The sequence below is a fragment of the Buchnera aphidicola (Pterocomma populeum) genome, assembly GCF_049314985.1.
GTDB classification, from domain to species: Bacteria; Pseudomonadota; Gammaproteobacteria; order Enterobacterales; family Enterobacteriaceae; genus Buchnera; species Buchnera aphidicola_BQ.
The window spans coordinates 415906-437079 of sequence record NZ_CP186013.1 but is presented as its reverse complement, the minus strand read 5'-3'; the positions used below and the strand labels follow the sequence as shown (position 1 = coordinate 437079).

Genomic DNA, 21174 nt, shown 5'->3' with positions numbered 1-21174 from the left:
ATTATTTATTTTTAAAATATATTAAACTTCTCTCTTTTAAAAAAACAAGTAAATTTTATATATTTATTATGTAATAAAAATATTTTATTTAAAAAATTTTTTATTTTTTAATAAAAATCTATTTATTAAAAAATAAAATATCTTTTAATAAATTTTTACACTTATGAGATTAATAGAAAAATGCGAACAACTAAATATTTATTATATACCTTAAAAGAAACACCACATGATGCAAAAATTATCAGTCATCAATTAATGTTGCGAAGTGGCATGATTAGAAAATTATCAACGGGTTTATATATTTGGCTTCCAACAGGTATTAGAATTTTAAAAAAGATAAAAAAAATTATTGAAAAAGAAATGAAAAAAATTAATGCATTTGAAATATCAATGCCTATTATGCAACCAGAATATTTATGGAAAGAAAGTGGACGTTTAAAAATATACGGAGATGAACTATTATCATTTTTTGATCGCCGAAAAAATAATTTTATACTCAGCCCTACAAATGAAGAAATCATTACATATTTTGTGCGAAATGAAAGATATTCCTACAAATCACTTCCCGTAATTTTATATCAAATAAAAGAAAAATTTAGAGATGAAATACGTCCTCGTTGTGGTGTAGTTCGTGCACGAGAATTCATTATGAAAGATGCTTACTCTTTTCATATCAATCAAAATTGCTTAGAAAAAACATATGATATATTATATCAAAGTTATTGTAATATATTTAAAAAAATAAAAATTAATTTTCATGTAGTTAAAGCAAATTCTGGATCTATAGGTGGTAATATTTCTCATGAATTTCAAGCATTATCCCCTAATGGAGAAGATGAAATAGTATTTTCAAGTAATTTTTCATATGCTACTAATATGAATTTAGCTGAATCTTTGGAAAAAATAAATTTTTTTAAAAACTATCAATCATCAAATATAATTAAAAAAAATTTAATAAGTAAGAAAAAATTAATTAAAATACCACATCAAAAAATACTAATTTCTAATCATATTAAAACTATTTTAGTAAAAACAAATGCTAAAAACAAGTATAATATTGCTCTATTACTGATACGTTCAGATCATGAAATAAATGTTTTTAAAATAGAAAAAATTGATATTATTTTAAAACCAATTACATTTGTTAATGAAAATGAAACAATGTCAATATTAGGAATAAAAAATAATTTTTTAGGACCAATAGGTTTAAATGTACCAATTATAGCTGATGTATCAGTTGCACAAATGAAAGATTTTACCATAGGAGCTAATATAGAAAATCATTATTTTATAAATGTTAATTGGGATATTGATTTACCTCTTCCTATAATTAAAGATATTCGAAAAGTAACAGAAAAAGACATGAGTCCTGATGGAATGGGATTGTTAAAAATTAGAAAAAGTATTGAAATTGGACATATTTTTCAACTTGGACAAGAATATTCTAAAAAAATGAATGCTTCTATTAAGCAGAAAAATGGTAATAAAAAAAATATATATATGGGATGTTATGGCATTGGAATAACGCGAATTATTGCCTCTATTATTGAACAAAATCATGATTCTCATGGAATTATATGGCCTATTGGAATATCCCCCTTTGAAGTCGCAATTTTGCCTATTAATATGAAAAAATATATTGATATATATAATCTTTCTGAATTTTTATATAAAAAACTAAAAGAAAAAAAAATAGAAGTAATTTTAGATGATCGCAATGAACAACCTGGTATAATGTTCAGTGAAATGGATCTTATTGGAATTCCTCATCAAATTATTGTTAGTCCGCGTTGTATAAAAGAAGGAAATATTGAATATCGTCAAAGACGTAATAAAAAAAGCATTATTATGTCTAAAAATAAGATTATTGATTTTATTACTACAATATTAAATAAAAAATAATTTTTTAATATTATTAAATTAAATAATGTAAATTAAAAATTATTCAAATAATTATGTTAAAATATAGAAAAAATATTAATAAATATTTTATTGTTATATTCTCTTTATTATAATAAAAATGAAAAATATTGATTAACTCACATATCATAAAAACACAATTTTGTTTTTTTTATTCCCACCATCTCTTTTAACATTGTTAATAAATTATCAGTTATTAAAATAGACCATGTATTATTTAATGGTACATATAAATTAATGTTCTTTCTAATATATGAAATAACAATAGAAACAGAACCTTTTTCCTGATCAATTAAACATTTATATAACCTTTCTAAAAGAAGTTCATCGATATATGAAAAATCCAAAAAAATAATTAATTTATATATATATTTTTTTCTTGCCATACTGATATTCATGAAATTATATGCAATCATTTTTATATTCTTATTTATATAATTAATGTCCAGAATTCCTTTTACAATGATAATTTCATTTAATTTTAATAAAGATTTATGTATATTTAATAATTTTGAAAAAACTACTACTTCTAATCGACTAGTATTATCATCTAATATTAATAACGCTATACGATCTTTATTTTTAGTTATTTTTATTTTTATTGAAATAATAATTCCAGCAACTGAAATTAATTGACCTTTATGAAATTTGTCTAATTCACATAATTTTATTCCATTAACATAATATTTTAATTCAGATAAATATTGATTAATAGGGTGTCCAGTTAAATATAAACCTAATACTTGATATTCTTGATCTAGCTGTATTTTATTAGAAATATATGATTCATGATTAAAACAATTATTTTTTTGTATTGGATTTAATGTATTTTTTAATGAACCAAATAAATTTTTTTGTTGATAATATTGTGCTTTTATATATTCTTTAGAAGCTTTAATTAAATCATCAATTTGCATCAGTAAATATTTTCTATTAGTATTAAAACAATCAAAACTTCCAGACATAATAAGCTTTTCTAGTACTCTGCGTGTAATTTTTTTTGGATCAGTGCGCATACAAAAATCAAATAAATCATAAAAATTACCATTTCTTGTACGTTCATCAATAATATTTTTTATTGAATTTTTACCAACACCTTTAATTGCACCTATGCTATAAACTATATCATTATTATGATTTATATAAAATTCATATCTACTTATATTAATATTTGGCGGTATAATTTTTAATCCCATTTTTAAAGATTCATTTATTAAAATTACCATTTTATCTGTATTATCTAATTCAGAAGTCATTGCAGATGCCATAAATTCTGCAGGATAAAAAGATTTTAACCATAATGTTTGATATGATACTAAAGCATAAGCAACAGAATGAGATTTATTAAATCCATAACCTGCAAATTTTTCTAATAAATCAAAGATTTTTACTGCTAATTCTTTATCAATATTATTTTTTTGAGCATTTTTTTCAAAAATAAAACGCTGTTCTTGCATTTCTTTGATATTTTTTTTACTCATAGCCCGTCGTAAAATATCAGCACCACCTAAAGTATAACCAGCTAATACTTGTGCTATTTGCATTACTTGTTCCTGGTATAAAATAATTCCGTACGTAGATTCTAAAATAGGTTTTAATAATATGTGTTGCCATTTTTTATCAGGATATGAAATATCTTCTTTACCATGCTTACGATTAATAAAATTATCTACCATACCGGATTGTAATGGACCTGGTCTAAAAAGTGCTACTAGAGCCACTATATCTTCAAAACAATCAGGTTGTAATCTTTCTATTAAATCTTTCATACCATAAGATTCAAGTTGAAAAATTGCAGTAGTTTCAGATTTTTTTAATAAATCAAAACATATTGTTTCATTTAAAGATATATAATTAATATTAATTAATTTTTTATTTTGCAATTTTAATTTAATATTAATCATTTCTACTGCATCATGAATAACAGTTAATGTTCGTAAACCAAGAAAATCAAATTTTACCAATCCAATATGTTCTATATCATTTTTATCAAATTGTGTAACAGGATTATTCCCTTTTTGATCATAATATAAAGGACAAAAATCAATAATTTTAGTAGGAGCAATAACGACTCCTCCAGCATGTGTACCTACATTACGATTTGTGCCTTCTAATTTTTTAGATATATCAATTAATCTTTTTACATCTGCATTATTTTTATATAAAGAAGCTAATTCAGAGTCTTTAGAAAAAGCTATATTTAACGTCATACCTGGATCCATGGGAACTAACTTAGATAATTTATTAATAAAACCATATGGATATCCTAATACTCTACCTACATCTCTAATTACTGCTTTTGCTGTCATAGTTCCAAAAGTAATAATTTGTGCTACTGTATGTCTACCATACATTTCTGAAACATGTTCAATAACTTTATCTCGTTGATCCATACAAAAATCAATATCTAAATCCGGCATAGAAATACGTTCAGGATTCAAAAAACGTTCAAACACAAGATCAAATAATAAAGGATCTACTTCAGTGATTTTTAATGCATATGCTACTAAAGAACTAGCACCTGATCCTCTTCCAGGGCCAACCGGTATATTATTATCTTTTGCCCATTGTATAAATTCCATGACAATTAAAAAATACCCAGGAAAACCCATTTGATTAATAATATTTAATTCTAAATCTAAACGATTTTTATAAATACAATACATTTGATTATATTCTTGATTATTAATATATTTTTTTTTTAAACGATTTTGTATTCCTTTCTTCGCTTTAATAATTAAATAATTTTCTACACTTTCTTTTCCTGTTGGAAATTTTGGTAAAAAATACTTACCAGATTTTATAATCACATTACAACGTTTTGAAATTTCAATACTATTAATTAAAGCTTCTGGAATATCAGAAAATAAATTATACATTACTTCACTACTTTTTAAAAATTGCTGCTTACTATAATTATTTTGAATTTTTGAATTTTGTAATATTTCTCCTTCATTAATTGCAATTCTAATTTGATGTATTTTAAAATCTTTTTCATATAAAAAACAAACAGAATTAGTAGCAACTACAGGAATATCATGCTCTATTGATAAATTTACTGCTAAATTCAAATATTTTTCTTCATTTTCGCGTCCTGTACGCATTAATTCTAAATAAAAAAAATTAGAAAAATATTTTTTATAAAATAATACACAGGTCGAAATTAAATTAGAATCTCCTTTTAATAGTATTTTACCAATTTCGCCATAATGACCTCCTGAAAGTAATATCAAACCATCAGATAATTCTAATAACCATTTTTTTTTTATAACAACACTATTCTGATTTACATATCCATTTTTATAAGCATATGAAATTAATATAATTAAATTATTATATCCTTTTTGATTAGCTGCTAATATTGTTAATTCTGTTAATTCAAAATTAATTAATTCAGAAAAAAATTTTACTGTAGCACCAATAATTGGTTTTATACCTAATTTATGAGCGGTATTATAAAATTTTATAATACCAAATAAATTATTAAAATCTGTTACAGCAATCGCAGGCATATTAAAATATATTGCTTTTTTAATTATATCTTCAGGTTTAGACAATCCATCAATCATAGAATAATCTGTATGTACATGAAGATGTACAAATTTTGACTGAATCATATATTTTATAAAAAATAAAACTATTTTTACCATATTATTTATATAAAATAGTTTTATTTATCCTTAAATAAAAAAAAATAAAAAATATTAATATAAAATTACTTTTTAAAAAAAAGTATTATAGCTCTACAAACAATATTTTTATGAACCATAGCAACACATTTAAACGTTTGTATATTTTTAGTTGTTTTTAACCAATAAATTTTTAAAAGTATTTGATCACCTGGAACAACTTCTCGCTTAAATCGAGCATTATCAATTCCTACAAAATAATACAATTTATGAATATCTAATTCATCTGTACTTTTACTAATAAGCAAACAAGAAGCTTGTGCCATAGATTCAAGAATTAAAACACCAGGAAAAATGGGATTATTATTAAAATGACCCTGAAAAAAAGACTCATTAAATGTACAATTTTTAATAGCATATAAATATTTTAATTTTTTATAATACAAAACACGATCAATTAGTACAAAAGGATAGCGATGTGGTAAAATTTTTAGAATATTCTTAATATTTAAAAAACAATTTGGAATACACAAAATATTTTCCTTATTGTTAAATAATTATTAATTTATAAATATTATATTTTTAATGTAAAATTTACAATTGTTAAATAATTATTTTTATATTTATATACTAAAATAAAAATAATATACTTTACTACTTATTATAAATAATTAAATATCTATTACCAATTTTTTCCAATATTAAATTGAAAATGTTCTATTTGATAATGTCGATTTTGTTGAATAAATAAAGGATAAGAATAAGAAAAAACTAATGGTCCTATGGGAGAAAACCATCTTAATGCTATACCAGATGAAAAATAAATATTATTTTTAAATTTATTATAATCGGGAAAATTTTCTATTTTTTTAAGATCTAAATCCCAAATGCTACCAGCATCAAAGAAAAAAGAAGATCTAAAAAAATTAGCATATGATTTGTTAATCAATGGTGTAGGTACGATAAATTCTAAATTCATCATAATTATTGCATTTCCACCTTGAGATTCCAATGATTCACATAATTCATTATTTTTATATCCAGTACAAATATTCTTATTATCTACTTTATAAATCTTTTTTGGACCAATTGTATTTAATTGAAAACCACGAATATTATTTGCATTATTAGCATAAAATTTTTCATAAAAAGGTAATTTTTCTTGATGTAAAGAATTACTTAAACCCATATAAGCATGATATGAAAATAAAAATGTATTAGCACGATTAAATGGAATATATTGTACATTATCAATCATAAATTTATAAAAATGATTATCTGAACCAGGAACTGTATTTTTTCCACTTATATTTATTTGATTACCAGAAATAGGAAAATAAAAATATTTTAAATTATTATATATCCAAGAATAATTAAAAGTAATATCATTTATAAAAATATTTTGTAATTCTGATTTATCTGATACATTATTATGTGAATGTAATATATTTTTTTTATATACATCCATAATATTATTATGAGAATATCCAACACCTAAATTTAATTGATTGGAAGAATTAATTAAAAAACTAAAATTTGTTTCAAAACCAGAAGTTTTGTTTAAAAAACTAGAAAGTCCATTTGAAGGATATTTATAATTATTATAAAAAATTCGATTACTTAAGTTTATATTATCCGATATAAAATAAGGATATAACATTAGTATATCTGCATATTTTTGATAATTATTTTTAACAATACTTGCTCGAAAAGAATTTCCTAAACCTAATAAATTATCTTGAGAAAATGAAAAATTAGTACTAATACCAGTATCTAAACCATATCCCAAGCCAAAATTTAATGAACCAGTCTGGTTTTCTTTTACTATATAAATAACATCTAATTGATTAGAATCATTAGAAAGAAGCTGTGTTAATATTTTAATATCACTAAAATATTGAGTTTTTTCTAATGCTTTTTTCCCAGACTCTATTAAGTTTTTATTAAAAAAAACACCTTCTTTTTGTTTTATTTCTCGACGTAATATTCTATCTTGTGTAAATATATTACCTCTAAAAGAAATATTATGTACAAAATACCGTTTTTTAATATCAATATTAAAATTTAAAATAATATTGTTTTTGATATCATCTACTTCAGGATATACATTAACTTCAGAATTAAGATATCCATGATCTAATAATATTGTTCTAATTTTTTCTACAGACAAATCAATTTTTGATTTATTATATATTTCCTTTTCATGAATTTCCATTTGATCTTGAATCAGTTTTTTATATTTCTTTAAGTTACCGTTAAAAAATATTTGAGAAATAGTATATTTTTTACCTTCATGAAAATTAATTGTAATATTAACATTATTTTTTTTTTCAGAAAAATATATTTTTTTTGAATTAATGTAAAAATGATAATATCCTTGATTTAAATAAAAATTCTTTAGTCGATCTATATTTTTTTCTAATCCTTTAGAAGAATAAATACAATAATTCCATATATACCAATGATTACTACAAGATTTTAATTTAAACAATGATTCAATTTTTTTATTTGAAAAAGTACGATTACCAACAATTTTTATATTTTTAATTTTTGTTGATACACCTTCATTAATAATAATTTTTAATTCCACTATATTTTTTAAAGAAACTAATTTTAATAATTTAATATGTACTTGATATTTTCCTATATCTTGATAATAATCTTCTAATTTTTTAATAAAAATCTTTATTTTAAAAGGATTGAATATACTACCTCTTTTAATTCCAAGTTCAGTTAAATATTTATTCAGCATCTCTAATCTTATAATTTTATTACCTGTAATAAAGATTCTGGAAATGATAGGTCTTTCTTTTACCTTAAAAACAATATTTTTTCCTACATAAAATACTTTAATATCCTGAAACATCCCAGTTTGAAATAAAGATTTAACACTTTTATTAATATTACTCAAATATTTTTTTTTTCCAATATTAAATATAATACTTTTTAATACTTCTTCTTTAGAAATAGATTGTAATCCTTCAAACTGAATATGTTCTATTGTTTCTATATTTTTTGCATAAAGATTTAAACTAAAAAATATAAAACAAGCCATAATAAAATTTTTAATAAACATGATTATTATCATTTTTCCTAATAATATATCTTATGTTATATATATAAAATAAATTGTATTTATAAATTAACAGATATTATACAGAAAAATCTTATTAAATAAGAGATTTTTAAAACTAAATTAATAATATATTTTAAATATACTAATAAATATATATAAAATATTTACTGTATATGAAAAATTATTTATTAGATAAAATTCTCTTTCATTAATATTTATTTTTTTTATTAACAACCAAAACGACGATTACGAGACAAAAAAAACGTAATAGCATCTTGAAAAATATAACGATTAAAATCAGGCCAAAAAATATCGGTAAAATAAATTTCTGCATAAGCAATTTGCCATAATAAAAAATTACTAATTCTTTTTTCTCCACCTGTTCGAATTAATAGATCTACTGGAAATAAATGATCAGTAGATAAAAAAGTAGAAAAAATATTCTCTTCTATCTGATCTTCTCTTAATAATCCCATTTTAAATTTTTGAATAATTTTTTTAGTACTTTGAATTATATCCCATTTTCCACTATAATTAGCAGCAATATTTAATATTAATCCACTATTTTTTTGTGTTAATATTTCAATTAATCTAATATATTTTTGTAAATCTTTACTAAAATATTTAATGTCACCAATTACTTTTAATCGAATATTATATTTTTTTAATATATTTTTTTGGCTTTTTAATGTAAAAAGAAATAATTCCATTAATTCTATAATTTCTGATTTTGGACGGTTTTTATTTTCACTGCTAAATGCATATAATGTTAATATTTTTATTTTTTTTATAATTGCAAAACACACTGCTTTTTTTACTGCTTTAAAACCTTCTTTATGACCACATATTTGCATTTTTCCTTGTTTTTTTGCCCATCTTCTATTTCCATCCATAATAATTGCAATATGATAAAGATTATTTTTTGAATCTTGTTCTTTTTTTTTTAATAAATTTATACATGACATAAAGTATATTTAACTCTTAAAAAAATATTTTTATGTTTAAAATAAAAAAATTTTGATATTAATATTAAACATATTTAAAATTGCATTAATTCTTGTTCTTTTTTACATAAAATATTGTCTATTATTTTAATAAATTTATCTGTTAAAGATTGAATATTATTTTGCATATTACGTTCTTGATCAAGACTAATGATTTTATTTTTTAAAAAATGTTTTACTTTATCATTTGTATCTCTACGAATATTTCGAATTAATATACGACTATTTTCTGCTTCACTACGTACTAATTTAATTAAATCTTTTCTTCTATCTTCTGTCAATGATGGTAAAGGAATACGAATATCTTTACCATATGATATAGGATTTAAATCTAATTTAGAATTTAAAATAGATTTTTTTATTAAATTAGTAATTGATTCATCAAAAACATTAATTTTTAATGTATGAAAATCTTCTACTACTATATTGGATATTTGTCTTAATGGAGTACGAACACCAAAATAATCAATATAAATATTATTTAATAAATCAGGAGATGCTCGACCTGTACGAATTTGATTTATATGAATTTGAAAATTTTTTACACATACTTCCATTTTTTTACTGCTTTTTTCTTTAATTTCATTAATCATATATTACACCTGTATCATCTATATATCATTTATCAATGAATGTTGTATATAATAGTTTTTTATTAAAATTATTATGCTGTAATTAATGTACCTTCATCATATCCGGTTACCATCCGATATAAAGAATCGGATTTATTTATATTAAAAACACGAATCGGTAAATTATGATCTCTAGCTAACGTAAATGCTGTTAAATCCATTACTTTTAATTCTTTTTTTAAAACATCTTTATATTTTAAATTTTTATAAAAAACAGCATCTATATTTTTTTTTGGATCTTTAGAATATACACCATCCACTTTTGTTCCTTTTAACAAAACATCAGATTGTATTTCAATACTTCTCAAACAAGCTGCAGAATCAGTGGTAAATAATGGATTTCCTGTTCCTCCTGAAAAAATAACAATTGTTTTTTTAGATAATAAATCAATTGCTTCTTTCCAATGGTATATTTTACATATACCATGTATTGGTATTGACGACATAATACAAGATTTTAATGATATAGAGTGTAATACATCTTGCATAGCAAGACTGTTAATAGTGGTTGATAATATGCCAATATGATCAGATATTATCCTGTTTATTCCTAATTGAGATAATTCTACACCACGAAACAAATTACCACTTCCAATCACTAATCCAATTTGCAGTCCCATTTCTACTAAACATTTTATTTCTTTAGCTATTCTTGTAATAATTTTAATATCAATACCAAATTTATTAACTCCTTGTAATATTTCTCCACTTATTTTTAATAAAACACGATGGTATATCAAATTTGTATTAGTAGACATATTTATCAACTTAAATATTATTGTATCGATAATAAAAAATATTTTTCTATATTAACCACTATAATATTTATAATTTAAAGATTAAGTGATATTACTACTATCAATTACACTTCCCCCAATTTCATATCGAATAAAAGATATAACTTCAGTATTATTTTCCGATAATAATTGACCAATAGTTTTACTAGGATCCATAACAAAATTTTGACCTACTAATGAAATACTATTAGTAAATTTGTTCATTTTTCCTGTAATAATTTTATTTAATATATTAACGGGTTTATTTAATGTTTTTGATAATTCTAACTGTATTTGATATTCTCTTTCAAATACACTATGAGGAACATTTTTTGGATACAAATATTCTGGCTTACTGGCTGCAATGTGCATGGAAATATTTTTACTTATTTTCAAATTTAAATTATTAGTACAAACTAAGACTCCAATACGACCATCATGAACATAAGAAGTAATATTTTTTCCAGATAAAAAATTAAAACTACGTATATTTATATTCTCATTCATTCTATTAATAAGATCTATCTTTTTTTCTTGAAATATCATTTCCAATTCACTAATTTTTTTTATTTTTTTAGTTAATGCTGTAGATGCTATCTCACTTCCAAAAGAAATAAATAAAGAATGTTTTGCTACAAAATCTGTTTCACAATTAATTTCTAATAATACACCATAATTATCTATGGTTTTTGCAAATATTAAACCATGTTTTGTAATATTAAATATTTTTTTTTCAGCTTTTGATTTACCAGATTTTCTTAAATTATCAATGGATAATTCAATATTTCCATTTTCCTCTAAAAGAGCTTTCTTGCATTCCATTAATCCAACACCCGTGCGTAATCGTAATTCTTTTACTAAATCAGCAGTAATATTCACTATATTAATCTCCTTTATGTTTTTTAATATATTTCTATATTAACAGAGCTATTTGTCTATTAATGTATTTTCTAAAAAATTTTTATTTTTCACTTTCGCAATACTTAAAGATACTGCTTTTAAATATAATTTAACAGATCTAATGGCATCATCATTTCCTGGAATAATATAATCAACACCATCCGGATTAGAATTAGTATCTACTATAGCAAAAACTGGAATCCCTAAATTATTTGCTTCTTTAATTGCAATATTTTCATGCAATGCATCAATTACAAATAAACAATCAGGTAAACCTCCCATATTTTTAATACCACCTAAACTATTTTCTAATTTAGCTAATTCACGAGAACGTATTAAAGCTTCTTTTTTAGTTAATTTTTCAAAAGTCCCATCTTTTGATTCCAATTCTAAATCTTTTAATAATTTTATAGACTGTCGTACAGTTTTCCAATTAGTTAACATACCACCTAACCAGCGATGATTAACATAAAATTGATCACACTGAAGAGCAGATTCTTTAATACCTTTACTAGCAGCTTTTTTCGTTCCTACAAATAAAATCTTTCCTTTTCTAAGAGCAATTTTTTTTAATTCTGATAAGGCAAAATGAAACATTGGAAGAGTTTTTTCTAAATTAATAATATGAACTCTATTACGAGATCCAAAAATAAAAGATTTCATTTTAGGATTCCAATATCGTGTTTGATGACCAAAATGAACACCTGCTTTTAACATATCCCGCATTGATACCATTTCCATATCTACCTCTTAATAAAAAATAAAATAAAAAATAATATTTATTGTAACTTTTTTGTTTTAAAAGAAAATAATATATCAATATTTTAATGTTTTTAATAACTATATATTATATAAAATAATTTATACCATATTAAATGATAAATATATTAATAATAATCTATTTATTATTTCTCTGAAAATATCATACATAAAAAAATAAATATTATATATTAAAAATTTTAATTAAATAAAAAAGAGGAAATACCATGAATTATATAATAAAAACAGAATCAGAAATAGAAAAGATGAAAATTTCTGGAAAATTAGCAGCTGAAGTGTTAGAAATGATTGAAAATTATATTAAACCAGATATTAGCACAGAAGAAATAAATAATATTTGTCATGATTATATTGTATATAAACAAAAAGCAATTCCTGCATGCTTAGGATATCATGGTTTTCCAAAATCTATTTGTATTTCTGTTAATGATGTTGTCTGTCATGGAATCCCCAAGAGTCAAAAAATATTAAAAGAAGGAGATATAGTAAATATTGATGTTACAGTTATTAAAAACAATTACCATGGTGATACATCTAAAATGTTTTTTGTAGGAAAAGTAAGCATTTTAGCTAAACGTTTATGTCAAATTACACGTGAAAGTTTATATAAAGCATTAAATATAGTTCATCCTGGTATTCCTTTATACAAGATCGGAGAAACGATTCAAAATTATGTTGAAAAAAATAATTTTTCAGTGGTTAAAGAATATTGCGGTCATGGCATTGGCTATAATTTTCATGAACAACCTCATATTTTACATTATAAAAATATAAAAAATAATATGATTATTCAAAAAGGAATGATATTTACCATTGAGCCAATGATAAATGCAGGCCATGCTGATGTTAAATGTATGAAAGATGGATGGACTGTTAAAACAAAAGATCGTTCTTTATCTGCACAATATGAACATACTATATTGGTAACACATAATGGATGCAATATATTAACATGGCAAAAAGATGAAAAAATTCGATCAACATTAATTAATAAATATTAAATTTTATATATTCTATAAATTAATATTCTAATTGTTTATAATAATAATAGGATTAATACATACATGCAATTAACTAAAAAAATTATTGAAGAAATATATTTAAAAAAAAATAACATAAATATTGAAAATATTGATACTAATACCTTTAATGTTATTGAAAATACAATACACTTATTAAATAACGGTAATTTAAGAGTTTCAGAAAAAAAAAATAATACATGGATTACTCATCAATGGTTAAAAAAAGCTATTTTACTGTATATCTATTTAAAACAAAACCATATTATTAAAAGTGATACTACTAATTATTATGATAAAATTCCATTAAAATATGCACTATATGATGAAATAAAATTTAAACAAGAAAAAATTCGTATCGTTCCACCAGCAACGATCAGATATGGTTCTTTCATTGAAAAAAACACAGTCATTATGCCGTCTTATGTTAATATAGGAGCATACATTGATGAAGGTAGTATGATCGATACTTGGGCTACAGTAGGATCATGTGCACAAATTGGTAAGAATGTACACTTATCCGGAGGAGTAGGAATAGGTGGAGTTTTAGAACCTTTACAAAATAACCCTACAATTATTGAAGATAACTGTTTTATTGGTGCTCGTTCTGAAATTGTTGAAGGAGTTATTATTGAAGAAGGTTCAGTTATTTCTATGGGAGTTTTTATTGGAAAAAGTACTAAAATATACGATAGAACTACAGGAGAAATTTACTATGGAAAAGTACCTTCTGGTTCTGTAGTTGTTTCAGGAAGTTTACCATCAAAAAACGGTAATTGTAATCTTTACGCAGCTATTATTGTCAAAAAAGTAGATTCTCAAACAAAAAGTAAAATAGAAATTAATAAATTATTACGTCATTTAGATTAAATATAAAATCTAATAAATCCGCCCTATACTATTCGGGCGGAAAAAGAACAGTGACATGATCATTATAAAATAGTTATTGACTAACTAAAAATATACTATCATTTCCTCTTTTTACATTAAATATTAATATATTTGGCTTAGTGTCTAAAACTTTTTTTAATTCATGCAAATCAGTTACTCGTTCCTGATTAATAGATAAAATAATATCATTTTTTTTAAACCCGATCTTAAATGCCGGAGTATTACGTATTACTTGTTCTACCTGTATAAATGTTTTTCCATTAAACAAATGGTTTCTTAATTCCATTCCTTCTAAACCTAAATAAGTATTTTTTAAAGCCATTCTATTGTGTGATTCATTTTTTAATTCTACTATTATATTAGTAATTTTTCCTTTTCGGAAAATTCCTAATTCCATTTTAGTTTTAACTGGTAATGATCCTACTTCAGCTCGTAAAACTGAAAAACTAGAAATAGCTTTATGATTTAAAGAAACTATAATATCTCCAGATCTAATACCGGCCTCAAATGCTGAAGAGCTTGGTAAAACTTGTGTAATAAATGCTCCTTTTTGTAAATTAATATGCATAATTTGAGCCAAATCTGGATTTAACTCTATTCCAATTATCCCTAATTCTCCACGTTGAACTTGACCAAAAAGTGCAATTTGTTCTGTTAAATTTTTAACCATATTAACAGGAATAGCAAATCCAATACCAATATTACCACCTTCTGGAGCTAAAATAGCAGTATTTATTCCTATTAACTCACCTTTTAAATTTAATAATGCTCCACCAGAATTTCCTCTATTAATAGCTGCATCTGTTTGAATAAAATTTTCATAATGTTCAATATTTAGCCCGCTACGACCTAATGCAGAAATAATACCAGATGTAACTGTTTCACCTAATCCATAAGGATTTCCAATAGCTACAGTATAATCTCCTACACGTAAAAAATCACTATTGGCAATTTTTATTTCACGTAAATTATTTGCATCTATTAATTTAATTAAAGCAATATCAGAATGTATATCTTTTCCAACAATTTCAGCTTTATAACGACGACCATCACTTAATGTTACTTGAATTTTATTTGCATTTTCGACAACATGATAATTTGTAACAGCATATCCTTTATCAGCATTGATAATCACACCAGAACCTAAAGCATGAAAATATTGACCTTGATTATCAGAAGAAGGATTTGTTTGACAAAAAGGAGAACGATAAAATGGTGATCCTTTTTGACATAATGGTGAATTTTCACTAAAAAATGGTTCAAATTGATATGGTGTATGAGATTCTTGAATTTCAGATTTTCCTTCAATGGTAATGCTAATAACTGCAGGAGTTACTTTTTCTAACATTGGCGCTAAACTAGGGAATAACTGACCAGAAGAAAAATTTGCAGTTTTTTTAAAAAAAATTTCTCCATGCAAAGTTTCTATACTTAATAATAGCGTTAGCACTAGCATCATCTTGCTGAATACTATAGTTATTTTTTTCATTTTTTCTGTCTCATATTTAAATCTAATATATAAATATATCTTTTATATTTTTTAATAATATAATATCATTTTATTATACACTTCATTATTTATTATTGTATAAATTAATATCTTTATAAAAATATATTTATTAAAAAACTATTCATCTTCAATATATTATAAAATTATAATATGAATTAATTTGTAAAAATACATTTTTATTTGAAGATGTTATTAAATTAAGAGTGAAAAATTATTTATGTTATTTAAAATATTTATAAATATAATAATTATATTATTGTTAATATTAATATATTTTCATTATCCACAAAAAAAACATAAAAAAAAAATATGACCATGCTAACTGGAAAAACCATGGGAACATATTGGCAAATAAAAATGCCTTTTTTAAAACAAAAAAATATTAAAAATATAATACAAAATAATTTAAATAAAGATGAAAATATGCTTTCTTTATGGAAAAAAAATTCTATAGTATCTCAATTTAATAATAATAAAAAAAATATATTACAACCTATAAATAAAAAAATTTGTCAAACAATATATAATTTATTAAAAATTAACAAAAAAACTGAAGGAAAATTAGATATTACTGCTGGATCATTAATTAACTTATGGGGATTTGGAAATAAAAAAAAACTTCATCATTATCCAACAAATAAAGAAATAAAAAAAGAAATTTCTCTAACAGGAAGTAAATATCTGCAACTTATTTATAATGTTAAAGGATGTTATCTACAAAAAAAAATAAATGGTATAAAAATTAATCTTTCTACAATTGGAGAAGGTTTTGCAGTCGATCATTTATCATCTGTACTTCATCAATATGGAATAGAAAATTATATTATTTCGGTTGGTGGCACAATATTAGTAAAAGTACATCCACGTCAATCAAAATCGAAAATCATCGCAATACAAACACCTACTGATATAAAACAATCAGTGCATTTATTAGTATCCTTAAAAAACAATGCTATTAGTACTGCGGGTAATTATCGCAATTATTATTACCTTAATAACATTCGAATATCTCATTTAATTGATCCTATAAATGGAAAACCAATTAAACATAATTTAGTTTCAGTAAGTGTAATTGCATCTAGTGCTTTAGAAGCAGATACTTGGGATACAGGATTACTGATATTAGGATTTAAAAAAGCTAAAAAATTAGCAATACAGGAAAAATTAGCAGTGTGTTTAATTATGAAAAGAAAAAATCATTTTTATACATGGATATCTCCTGCATTTAAAAAATTTATAGTACAATATTAAGATACATTAAAAATACAATATTAAATTTTCTCATAACAAATACATTTATAACATTCTATTTATTGATAATATTTATTATATTTGTAATAATAATAAAAATATATTTAAATTATTTTAAAAATTTAATCTAATTAATATTTGTGAATCATATTTCCGCGTATAATCAAAATATCAATCAAAAAATATTGAAAAAATTATCTCCTAATTATAGATACCCATTGTATAAGATTAAATCAATAGCAAAATTAAATATAATTATTCTTATTTTGCTTTAAAATATTTAAAAAATATAATTAAATCAATAGCATCTTAGAGGGAAAAATGGAAATATTATCAGGATCTGAAATGGTTATTAGATCATTAATCGATCAAGGAATAAAGCATATATTTGGATATCCTGGCGGTGCTGTGCTAGATATTTATGATGCTTTAAAAACTATTGGTGGCATTGAGCATATTTTAGTAAGACATGAACAAGCAGCAACTCATATGGCTGATGGATACGCTCGATCTACAGGAAAAGTAGGTGTAGTATTAGTAACTTCAGGACCAGGTGCAACCAATTCTATTACTGGTATTGCAACTGCATATATGGACTCGATTCCAATGGTTATTATTTCTGGACAAGTTGCATCATCATTAATTGGATATGATGCTTTTCAAGAATGTGATATGATTGGAATTTCTCGACCAATTGTAAAACATAGTTTTTTAGTAAAAAAAACTGAAGATATTCCCATCACTTTTAAAAAAGCATTTTGGTTAGCATCCAGTGGACGTCCAGGACCGATAGTTATTGATTTGCCAAAAGATATATTAAAACCAAGTAAAAAATATAATTATCAATGGCCAAAAAAAATCAATATACGTTCATATAATCCTACTATTAAAGGTCATAAAAAACAAATTAAAAAAGCTTTAAATACACTATTAAATTCAAAAAAACCTGTAATTTATGCTGGAGGTGGAGTCATTATTTCTGAAAGTACTAAAGAACTCATTGTTTTTTCAGAAAAACTAAATATTCCTGTTACCACTTCTTTAATGGGACTTGGTGCATTTCCCGGAAATCATATTCAAAGTATATCTATGTTAGGTATGCATGGAACTTATGAAGCTAATATGGCAATGCATAATGCTGATGTTATTTTTGCGATTGGTGTAAGATTTGATGATAGAACAACAAATAATTTAAGTAAATATTGTCCTAATGCTATAATTTTACATATAGATATTGATCCTACATCTATATCAAAAACTGTTATAGCCCATATTCCTATTGTAGGAGATGCTAAATATGTACTTAAAAATATGATAGAATTATTAAAAAATGAAAAAAATATTCCATGTTTTAAAAATTGGTGGTTTTCTATTAATAAATGGAAAAAAATTAATAGCTTAGATTATGAACAAAATGATTCAATTATTAAACCTCAAACAGTGATTAAAACTCTTTTTAATCTAACAAAAGGAAAAGCATATATTAGTTCTGATGTTGGGCAACATCAAATGTTTACGGCATTGTATTATCCATTTAGCAAACCAAGACATTGGATTAATTCTGGTGGTTTAGGAACTATGGGATTTGGCTTGCCTGCTGCATTAGGCGTAAAATTAGCACTTCCTAATGAAATGGTTATTTGCATTACTGGTGATGGTAGTATTCAAATGAATATTCAAGAATTATCAACAGCACAACAATATCAATTATCTATATTAATATTAAATCTCAATAATTCTGCTTTAGGTATGGTAAAGCAATGGCAAGATATGATTTATTCTGGAAGACATTCACATTCTTATATGAATTCACTTCCAAATTTTGTTAAATTAACAGAATCATATGGACATATTGGTATTGAAATTAATCATCCTACAGAATTAGAAAATAAATTAACATTAGCATTAAATCATTTATCTAATGGAAAATTAGTATTTGTAGATGTTAAAATAGATAACACTGAACATGTTTATCCTATGCAGATTCAAGGTGGCGGAATGAATGACATGTGGTTAAGAAAAAAAGAGGTTTCTTAAAAATATGCAAAGAAGAATTTTATCTATTCTCATAGAAAATGAACCAGGTGCATTATCACGAGTTATAGGGTTATTTTCTCAAAGAGGATATAATATAGAAACAATTACTGTCGCACCTACAGAAGATTCTACTTTATCTAAAATGACTATACAAACTATAGGTGATGAAAAAAACATTGAACAAATTGAAAAGCAACTACATAAATTAATTGATGTATTAAGAGTAACACAAATTGGTCAAACACCTCATATAGAAAGAGAAATTATGTTACTAAAAGTACAATTAAATAATTATAGAAGAGACGAAATTATACATATTACTGAAATATTTCGAGGAAAAATTGTAGATATTACATCAACAACATATATTTTACAAATGTCTGGAACTACTAAAAAATTAGATTCGTTCTTAAATATCATCAGAAGTATATCAGAAATTATTGAAATCACTCGTTCTGGTATAGTAGGTATTGCTAGAGGATAGATTATATATTATGTAAACCCATGATATTATCAATCTATCCAAACAATCATTAATAAAATAAAAAAAATTATTTTTTTTATATTAACTATAAAAAAATTTATTATGAATATAACATTTCAACATATTCCTGTGATGTGTCAAGAAACTATTCACTCTTTACATATTAAAAAAAATGGTATTTATATCGATGGTACGTTTGGTATGGGAGGACATTCTTCTGAAATTTTAAAAAAATTAGGAAATAATGGACAATTATATTCTATAGATAAAGATCCAGAATCAATTAAAATTGGAAAAAAAATAAACGATAATCGTTTTCATATACAACAAAATAATTTTTCTAAAATATTACATTATGCACAAGAAAAAGAAATCGTAGGCAAAGTTAATGGTATTATATTTGATCTAGGTGTATCTTCACCACAAATTAATAATGCACAAAGAGGATTTTCATTTATATTAGATGGTCCATTAGATATGAGAATGAATCCCTATTGTGGAATTTCTGCTTCTGATTGGCTTTTTAAAAGTACTGTCGATCAAATTGCTTATGTATTAAAAACATATGGAGAAGAACGATTTTCAAAAAAAATAGCCTATAATATTAAAAAATATAATAAATATAAAAAAATTACACGAACATTGGAATTATCTAATATTATACAAATGGCTATTCCTATTAAAAATAAATTTAAACATCCTGCACGAAGAACTTTTCAAGCAATTAGAATTTATATTAATCAAGAATTAGAAGAAGTTCACAAGGGATTAAAAGCGGCATTAAAAATATTAAAACCTGGAGGATACATATCTATTATTAGTTTTCATTCTTTAGAAGATAGAATTGTAAAAAATTTTATGATAAATAATAGTACTTTACAAAAAATACCATATGGTATCCCAATTACTGAAAAGAAAAGAATTATGCTAAAGAAATGTCAATTAAAGAACATTAAAAGAATATTTCCTAGTCTTGATGAAATTAAAAAAAATCCTAGAGCACGCAGTGCTATACTTCGAACAGCTGAAATCAAAAATAATGAAATATAATCGTTATGACTTACCAAAAATTATTCAAAAAGATTTATTTTTAAATGCAAAAATACATTTAATTTTATTAGTTTTTATCATTCTTTCCGCTAATCTTATTATTATTACCAATTATAATACTCAATTATTAATTATTCAAAAAGAAAAAATTTCTATACAAAAAAATAAAATTTTGAAAAATGATATCATTATTTAAAATAATTAATTATATATAA

17 protein-coding genes are annotated in these 21174 nt (G+C 23.2%); 8 read left to right on the top strand and 9 right to left on the bottom strand.

The window, feature by feature from the left end; genetic code table 11:
- The first annotated feature begins 180 nt into the window (after nucleotides 1-180).
- Nucleotides 181-1902 (top strand): proline--tRNA ligase, encoded by a 1722-nt coding sequence (locus ACOI1G_RS02175; protein WP_422667175.1) that lies wholly within the window; start codon nucleotides 181-183, stop codon nucleotides 1900-1902.
- Between the two features lie 137 nt (nucleotides 1903-2039).
- Here ACOI1G_RS02175 and dnaE read toward each other — a convergent pair whose 3' ends face one another.
- From dnaE to rpsB, 8 genes are all read right to left on the bottom strand, one after another.
- Nucleotides 2040-5537: a DNA polymerase III subunit alpha gene (dnaE, locus tag ACOI1G_RS02170; protein WP_422667174.1), complete on the bottom strand. Its 3498-nt coding sequence runs from the start codon at nucleotides 5535-5537 to the stop codon at nucleotides 2040-2042.
- 98 nt (nucleotides 5538-5635) lie between these two features.
- The gene (gene fabZ, locus ACOI1G_RS02165) at nucleotides 5636-6082 is read right to left on the bottom strand and encodes a 3-hydroxyacyl-ACP dehydratase FabZ (protein ID WP_422667173.1); all 447 of its coding nucleotides are present in this window, start codon (nucleotides 6080-6082) and stop codon (nucleotides 5636-5638) included.
- Between the two features lie 149 nt (nucleotides 6083-6231).
- Nucleotides 6232-8625 carry an outer membrane protein assembly factor BamA gene (gene bamA / locus ACOI1G_RS02160; protein ID WP_422667172.1) on the bottom strand — a complete coding sequence of 798 codons (2394 nt, stop codon included), beginning with the start codon at nucleotides 8623-8625 and terminating at the stop codon, nucleotides 6232-6234.
- Between the two features lie 227 nt (nucleotides 8626-8852).
- Entirely contained in the window at nucleotides 8853-9590 is a 738-nt protein-coding gene (uppS, locus tag ACOI1G_RS02155) for a polyprenyl diphosphate synthase (RefSeq protein WP_422667171.1), read from the bottom strand.
- A gap of 74 nt (nucleotides 9591-9664) precedes the next feature.
- Nucleotides 9665-10222, bottom strand: coding sequence for a ribosome recycling factor (frr, locus tag ACOI1G_RS02150; RefSeq protein WP_422667170.1), 558 nt, complete (start codon nucleotides 10220-10222; stop codon nucleotides 9665-9667).
- 71 nt (nucleotides 10223-10293) lie between these two features.
- Nucleotides 10294-11019, bottom strand: coding sequence for a UMP kinase (gene pyrH / locus ACOI1G_RS02145; RefSeq protein ID WP_422667169.1), 726 nt, complete (start codon nucleotides 11017-11019; stop codon nucleotides 10294-10296).
- An 81-nt stretch (nucleotides 11020-11100) separates the two neighbouring features.
- Nucleotides 11101-11919, bottom strand: a complete 819-nt coding sequence (gene tsf, locus ACOI1G_RS02140; RefSeq protein WP_422667596.1) for a translation elongation factor Ts — start codon at nucleotides 11917-11919, stop codon at nucleotides 11101-11103.
- Nucleotides 11920-11964: 45 nt separating this feature from the next.
- Nucleotides 11965-12678 carry a 30S ribosomal protein S2 gene (gene rpsB / locus ACOI1G_RS02135; protein WP_422667168.1) on the bottom strand — a complete coding sequence of 238 codons (714 nt, stop codon included), beginning with the start codon at nucleotides 12676-12678 and terminating at the stop codon, nucleotides 11965-11967.
- A 245-nt stretch (nucleotides 12679-12923) separates the two neighbouring features.
- Between rpsB and map the strand changes: the two genes are divergently transcribed.
- Both map and dapD read left to right on the top strand, forming a co-directional pair.
- Nucleotides 12924-13718, top strand: a complete 795-nt coding sequence (gene map, locus ACOI1G_RS02130) for a type I methionyl aminopeptidase (RefSeq protein ID WP_422667167.1) — start codon at nucleotides 12924-12926, stop codon at nucleotides 13716-13718.
- A 63-nt stretch (nucleotides 13719-13781) separates the two neighbouring features.
- Entirely contained in the window at nucleotides 13782-14606 is an 825-nt protein-coding gene (gene dapD / locus ACOI1G_RS02125; RefSeq protein ID WP_422667166.1) for a 2,3,4,5-tetrahydropyridine-2,6-dicarboxylate N-succinyltransferase, read from the top strand.
- A 73-nt stretch (nucleotides 14607-14679) separates the two neighbouring features.
- On the opposite strand, the gene degP is transcribed toward dapD, so the two are convergent.
- Nucleotides 14680-16116, bottom strand: a complete 1437-nt coding sequence (gene degP, locus ACOI1G_RS02120; protein ID WP_422667165.1) for a serine endoprotease DegP — start codon at nucleotides 16114-16116, stop codon at nucleotides 14680-14682.
- Nucleotides 16117-16446: 330 nt separating this feature from the next.
- Between degP and ACOI1G_RS02115 the strand changes: the two genes are divergently transcribed.
- The 5 genes from ACOI1G_RS02115 to ACOI1G_RS02095 all read left to right on the top strand — a co-directional run bounded on the left by ACOI1G_RS02115 (nucleotide 16447) and on the right by ACOI1G_RS02095 (nucleotide 21155).
- Entirely contained in the window at nucleotides 16447-17388 is a 942-nt protein-coding gene (locus ACOI1G_RS02115) for an FAD:protein FMN transferase (RefSeq protein WP_422667164.1), read from the top strand.
- 321 nt (nucleotides 17389-17709) lie between these two features.
- The gene (locus ACOI1G_RS02110; RefSeq protein ID WP_422667163.1) at nucleotides 17710-19425 is read left to right on the top strand and encodes an acetolactate synthase 3 large subunit; all 1716 of its coding nucleotides are present in this window, start codon (nucleotides 17710-17712) and stop codon (nucleotides 19423-19425) included.
- A gap of 4 nt (nucleotides 19426-19429) precedes the next feature.
- Nucleotides 19430-19909 (top strand): acetolactate synthase small subunit, encoded by a 480-nt coding sequence (gene ilvN / locus ACOI1G_RS02105; protein ID WP_422667162.1) that lies wholly within the window; start codon nucleotides 19430-19432, stop codon nucleotides 19907-19909.
- Nucleotides 19910-20011: 102 nt separating this feature from the next.
- Complete coding sequence (gene rsmH / locus ACOI1G_RS02100; protein ID WP_422667161.1) at nucleotides 20012-20959, top strand: 16S rRNA (cytosine(1402)-N(4))-methyltransferase RsmH; 948 nt, start codon at nucleotides 20012-20014, stop codon at nucleotides 20957-20959.
- Nucleotides 20949-21155 carry a cell division protein FtsL gene (locus tag ACOI1G_RS02095; protein WP_422667160.1) on the top strand — a complete coding sequence of 69 codons (207 nt, stop codon included), beginning with the start codon at nucleotides 20949-20951 and terminating at the stop codon, nucleotides 21153-21155. Before rsmH ends, ACOI1G_RS02095 begins: the two co-directional genes overlap by 11 nt.
- Nucleotides 21156-21174: the final 19 nt, after the last annotated feature.

Bases quoted from the DNA above. Each gene is read 5' to 3' on its own strand.
- ACOI1G_RS02115 (WP_422667164.1), top strand. From the start codon at position 16,447: ATGACCATGCTAACTGGAAAAACCATGGGAACATATTGGCAAATAAAA.
- rsmH (WP_422667161.1), top strand. From the start codon at position 20,012: ATGAATATAACATTTCAACATATTCCTGTGATGTGTCAAGAAACTATT.
- rpsB (WP_422667168.1), bottom strand. From the start codon at position 12,678: ATGGAAATGGTATCAATGCGGGATATGTTAAAAGCAGGTGTTCATTTT.
- ACOI1G_RS02175 (WP_422667175.1), top strand. From the start codon at position 181: ATGCGAACAACTAAATATTTATTATATACCTTAAAAGAAACACCACAT.
- ACOI1G_RS02095 (WP_422667160.1), top strand. From the start codon at position 20,949: ATGAAATATAATCGTTATGACTTACCAAAAATTATTCAAAAAGATTTA.
- map (WP_422667167.1), top strand. From the start codon at position 12,924: ATGAATTATATAATAAAAACAGAATCAGAAATAGAAAAGATGAAAATT.
- frr (WP_422667170.1), bottom strand. From the start codon at position 10,222: ATGATTAATGAAATTAAAGAAAAAAGCAGTAAAAAAATGGAAGTATGT.
- degP (WP_422667165.1), bottom strand. From the start codon at position 16,116: ATGAAAAAAATAACTATAGTATTCAGCAAGATGATGCTAGTGCTAACG.
- uppS (WP_422667171.1), bottom strand. From the start codon at position 9,590: ATGTCATGTATAAATTTATTAAAAAAAAAAGAACAAGATTCAAAAAAT.
- ACOI1G_RS02110 (WP_422667163.1), top strand. From the start codon at position 17,710: ATGGAAATATTATCAGGATCTGAAATGGTTATTAGATCATTAATCGAT.
- dapD (WP_422667166.1), top strand. From the start codon at position 13,782: ATGCAATTAACTAAAAAAATTATTGAAGAAATATATTTAAAAAAAAAT.
- pyrH (WP_422667169.1), bottom strand. From the start codon at position 11,019: ATGTCTACTAATACAAATTTGATATACCATCGTGTTTTATTAAAAATA.
- ilvN (WP_422667162.1), top strand. From the start codon at position 19,430: ATGCAAAGAAGAATTTTATCTATTCTCATAGAAAATGAACCAGGTGCA.
- dnaE (WP_422667174.1), bottom strand. From the start codon at position 5,537: ATGATTCAGTCAAAATTTGTACATCTTCATGTACATACAGATTATTCT.
- bamA (WP_422667172.1), bottom strand. From the start codon at position 8,625: ATGTTTATTAAAAATTTTATTATGGCTTGTTTTATATTTTTTAGTTTA.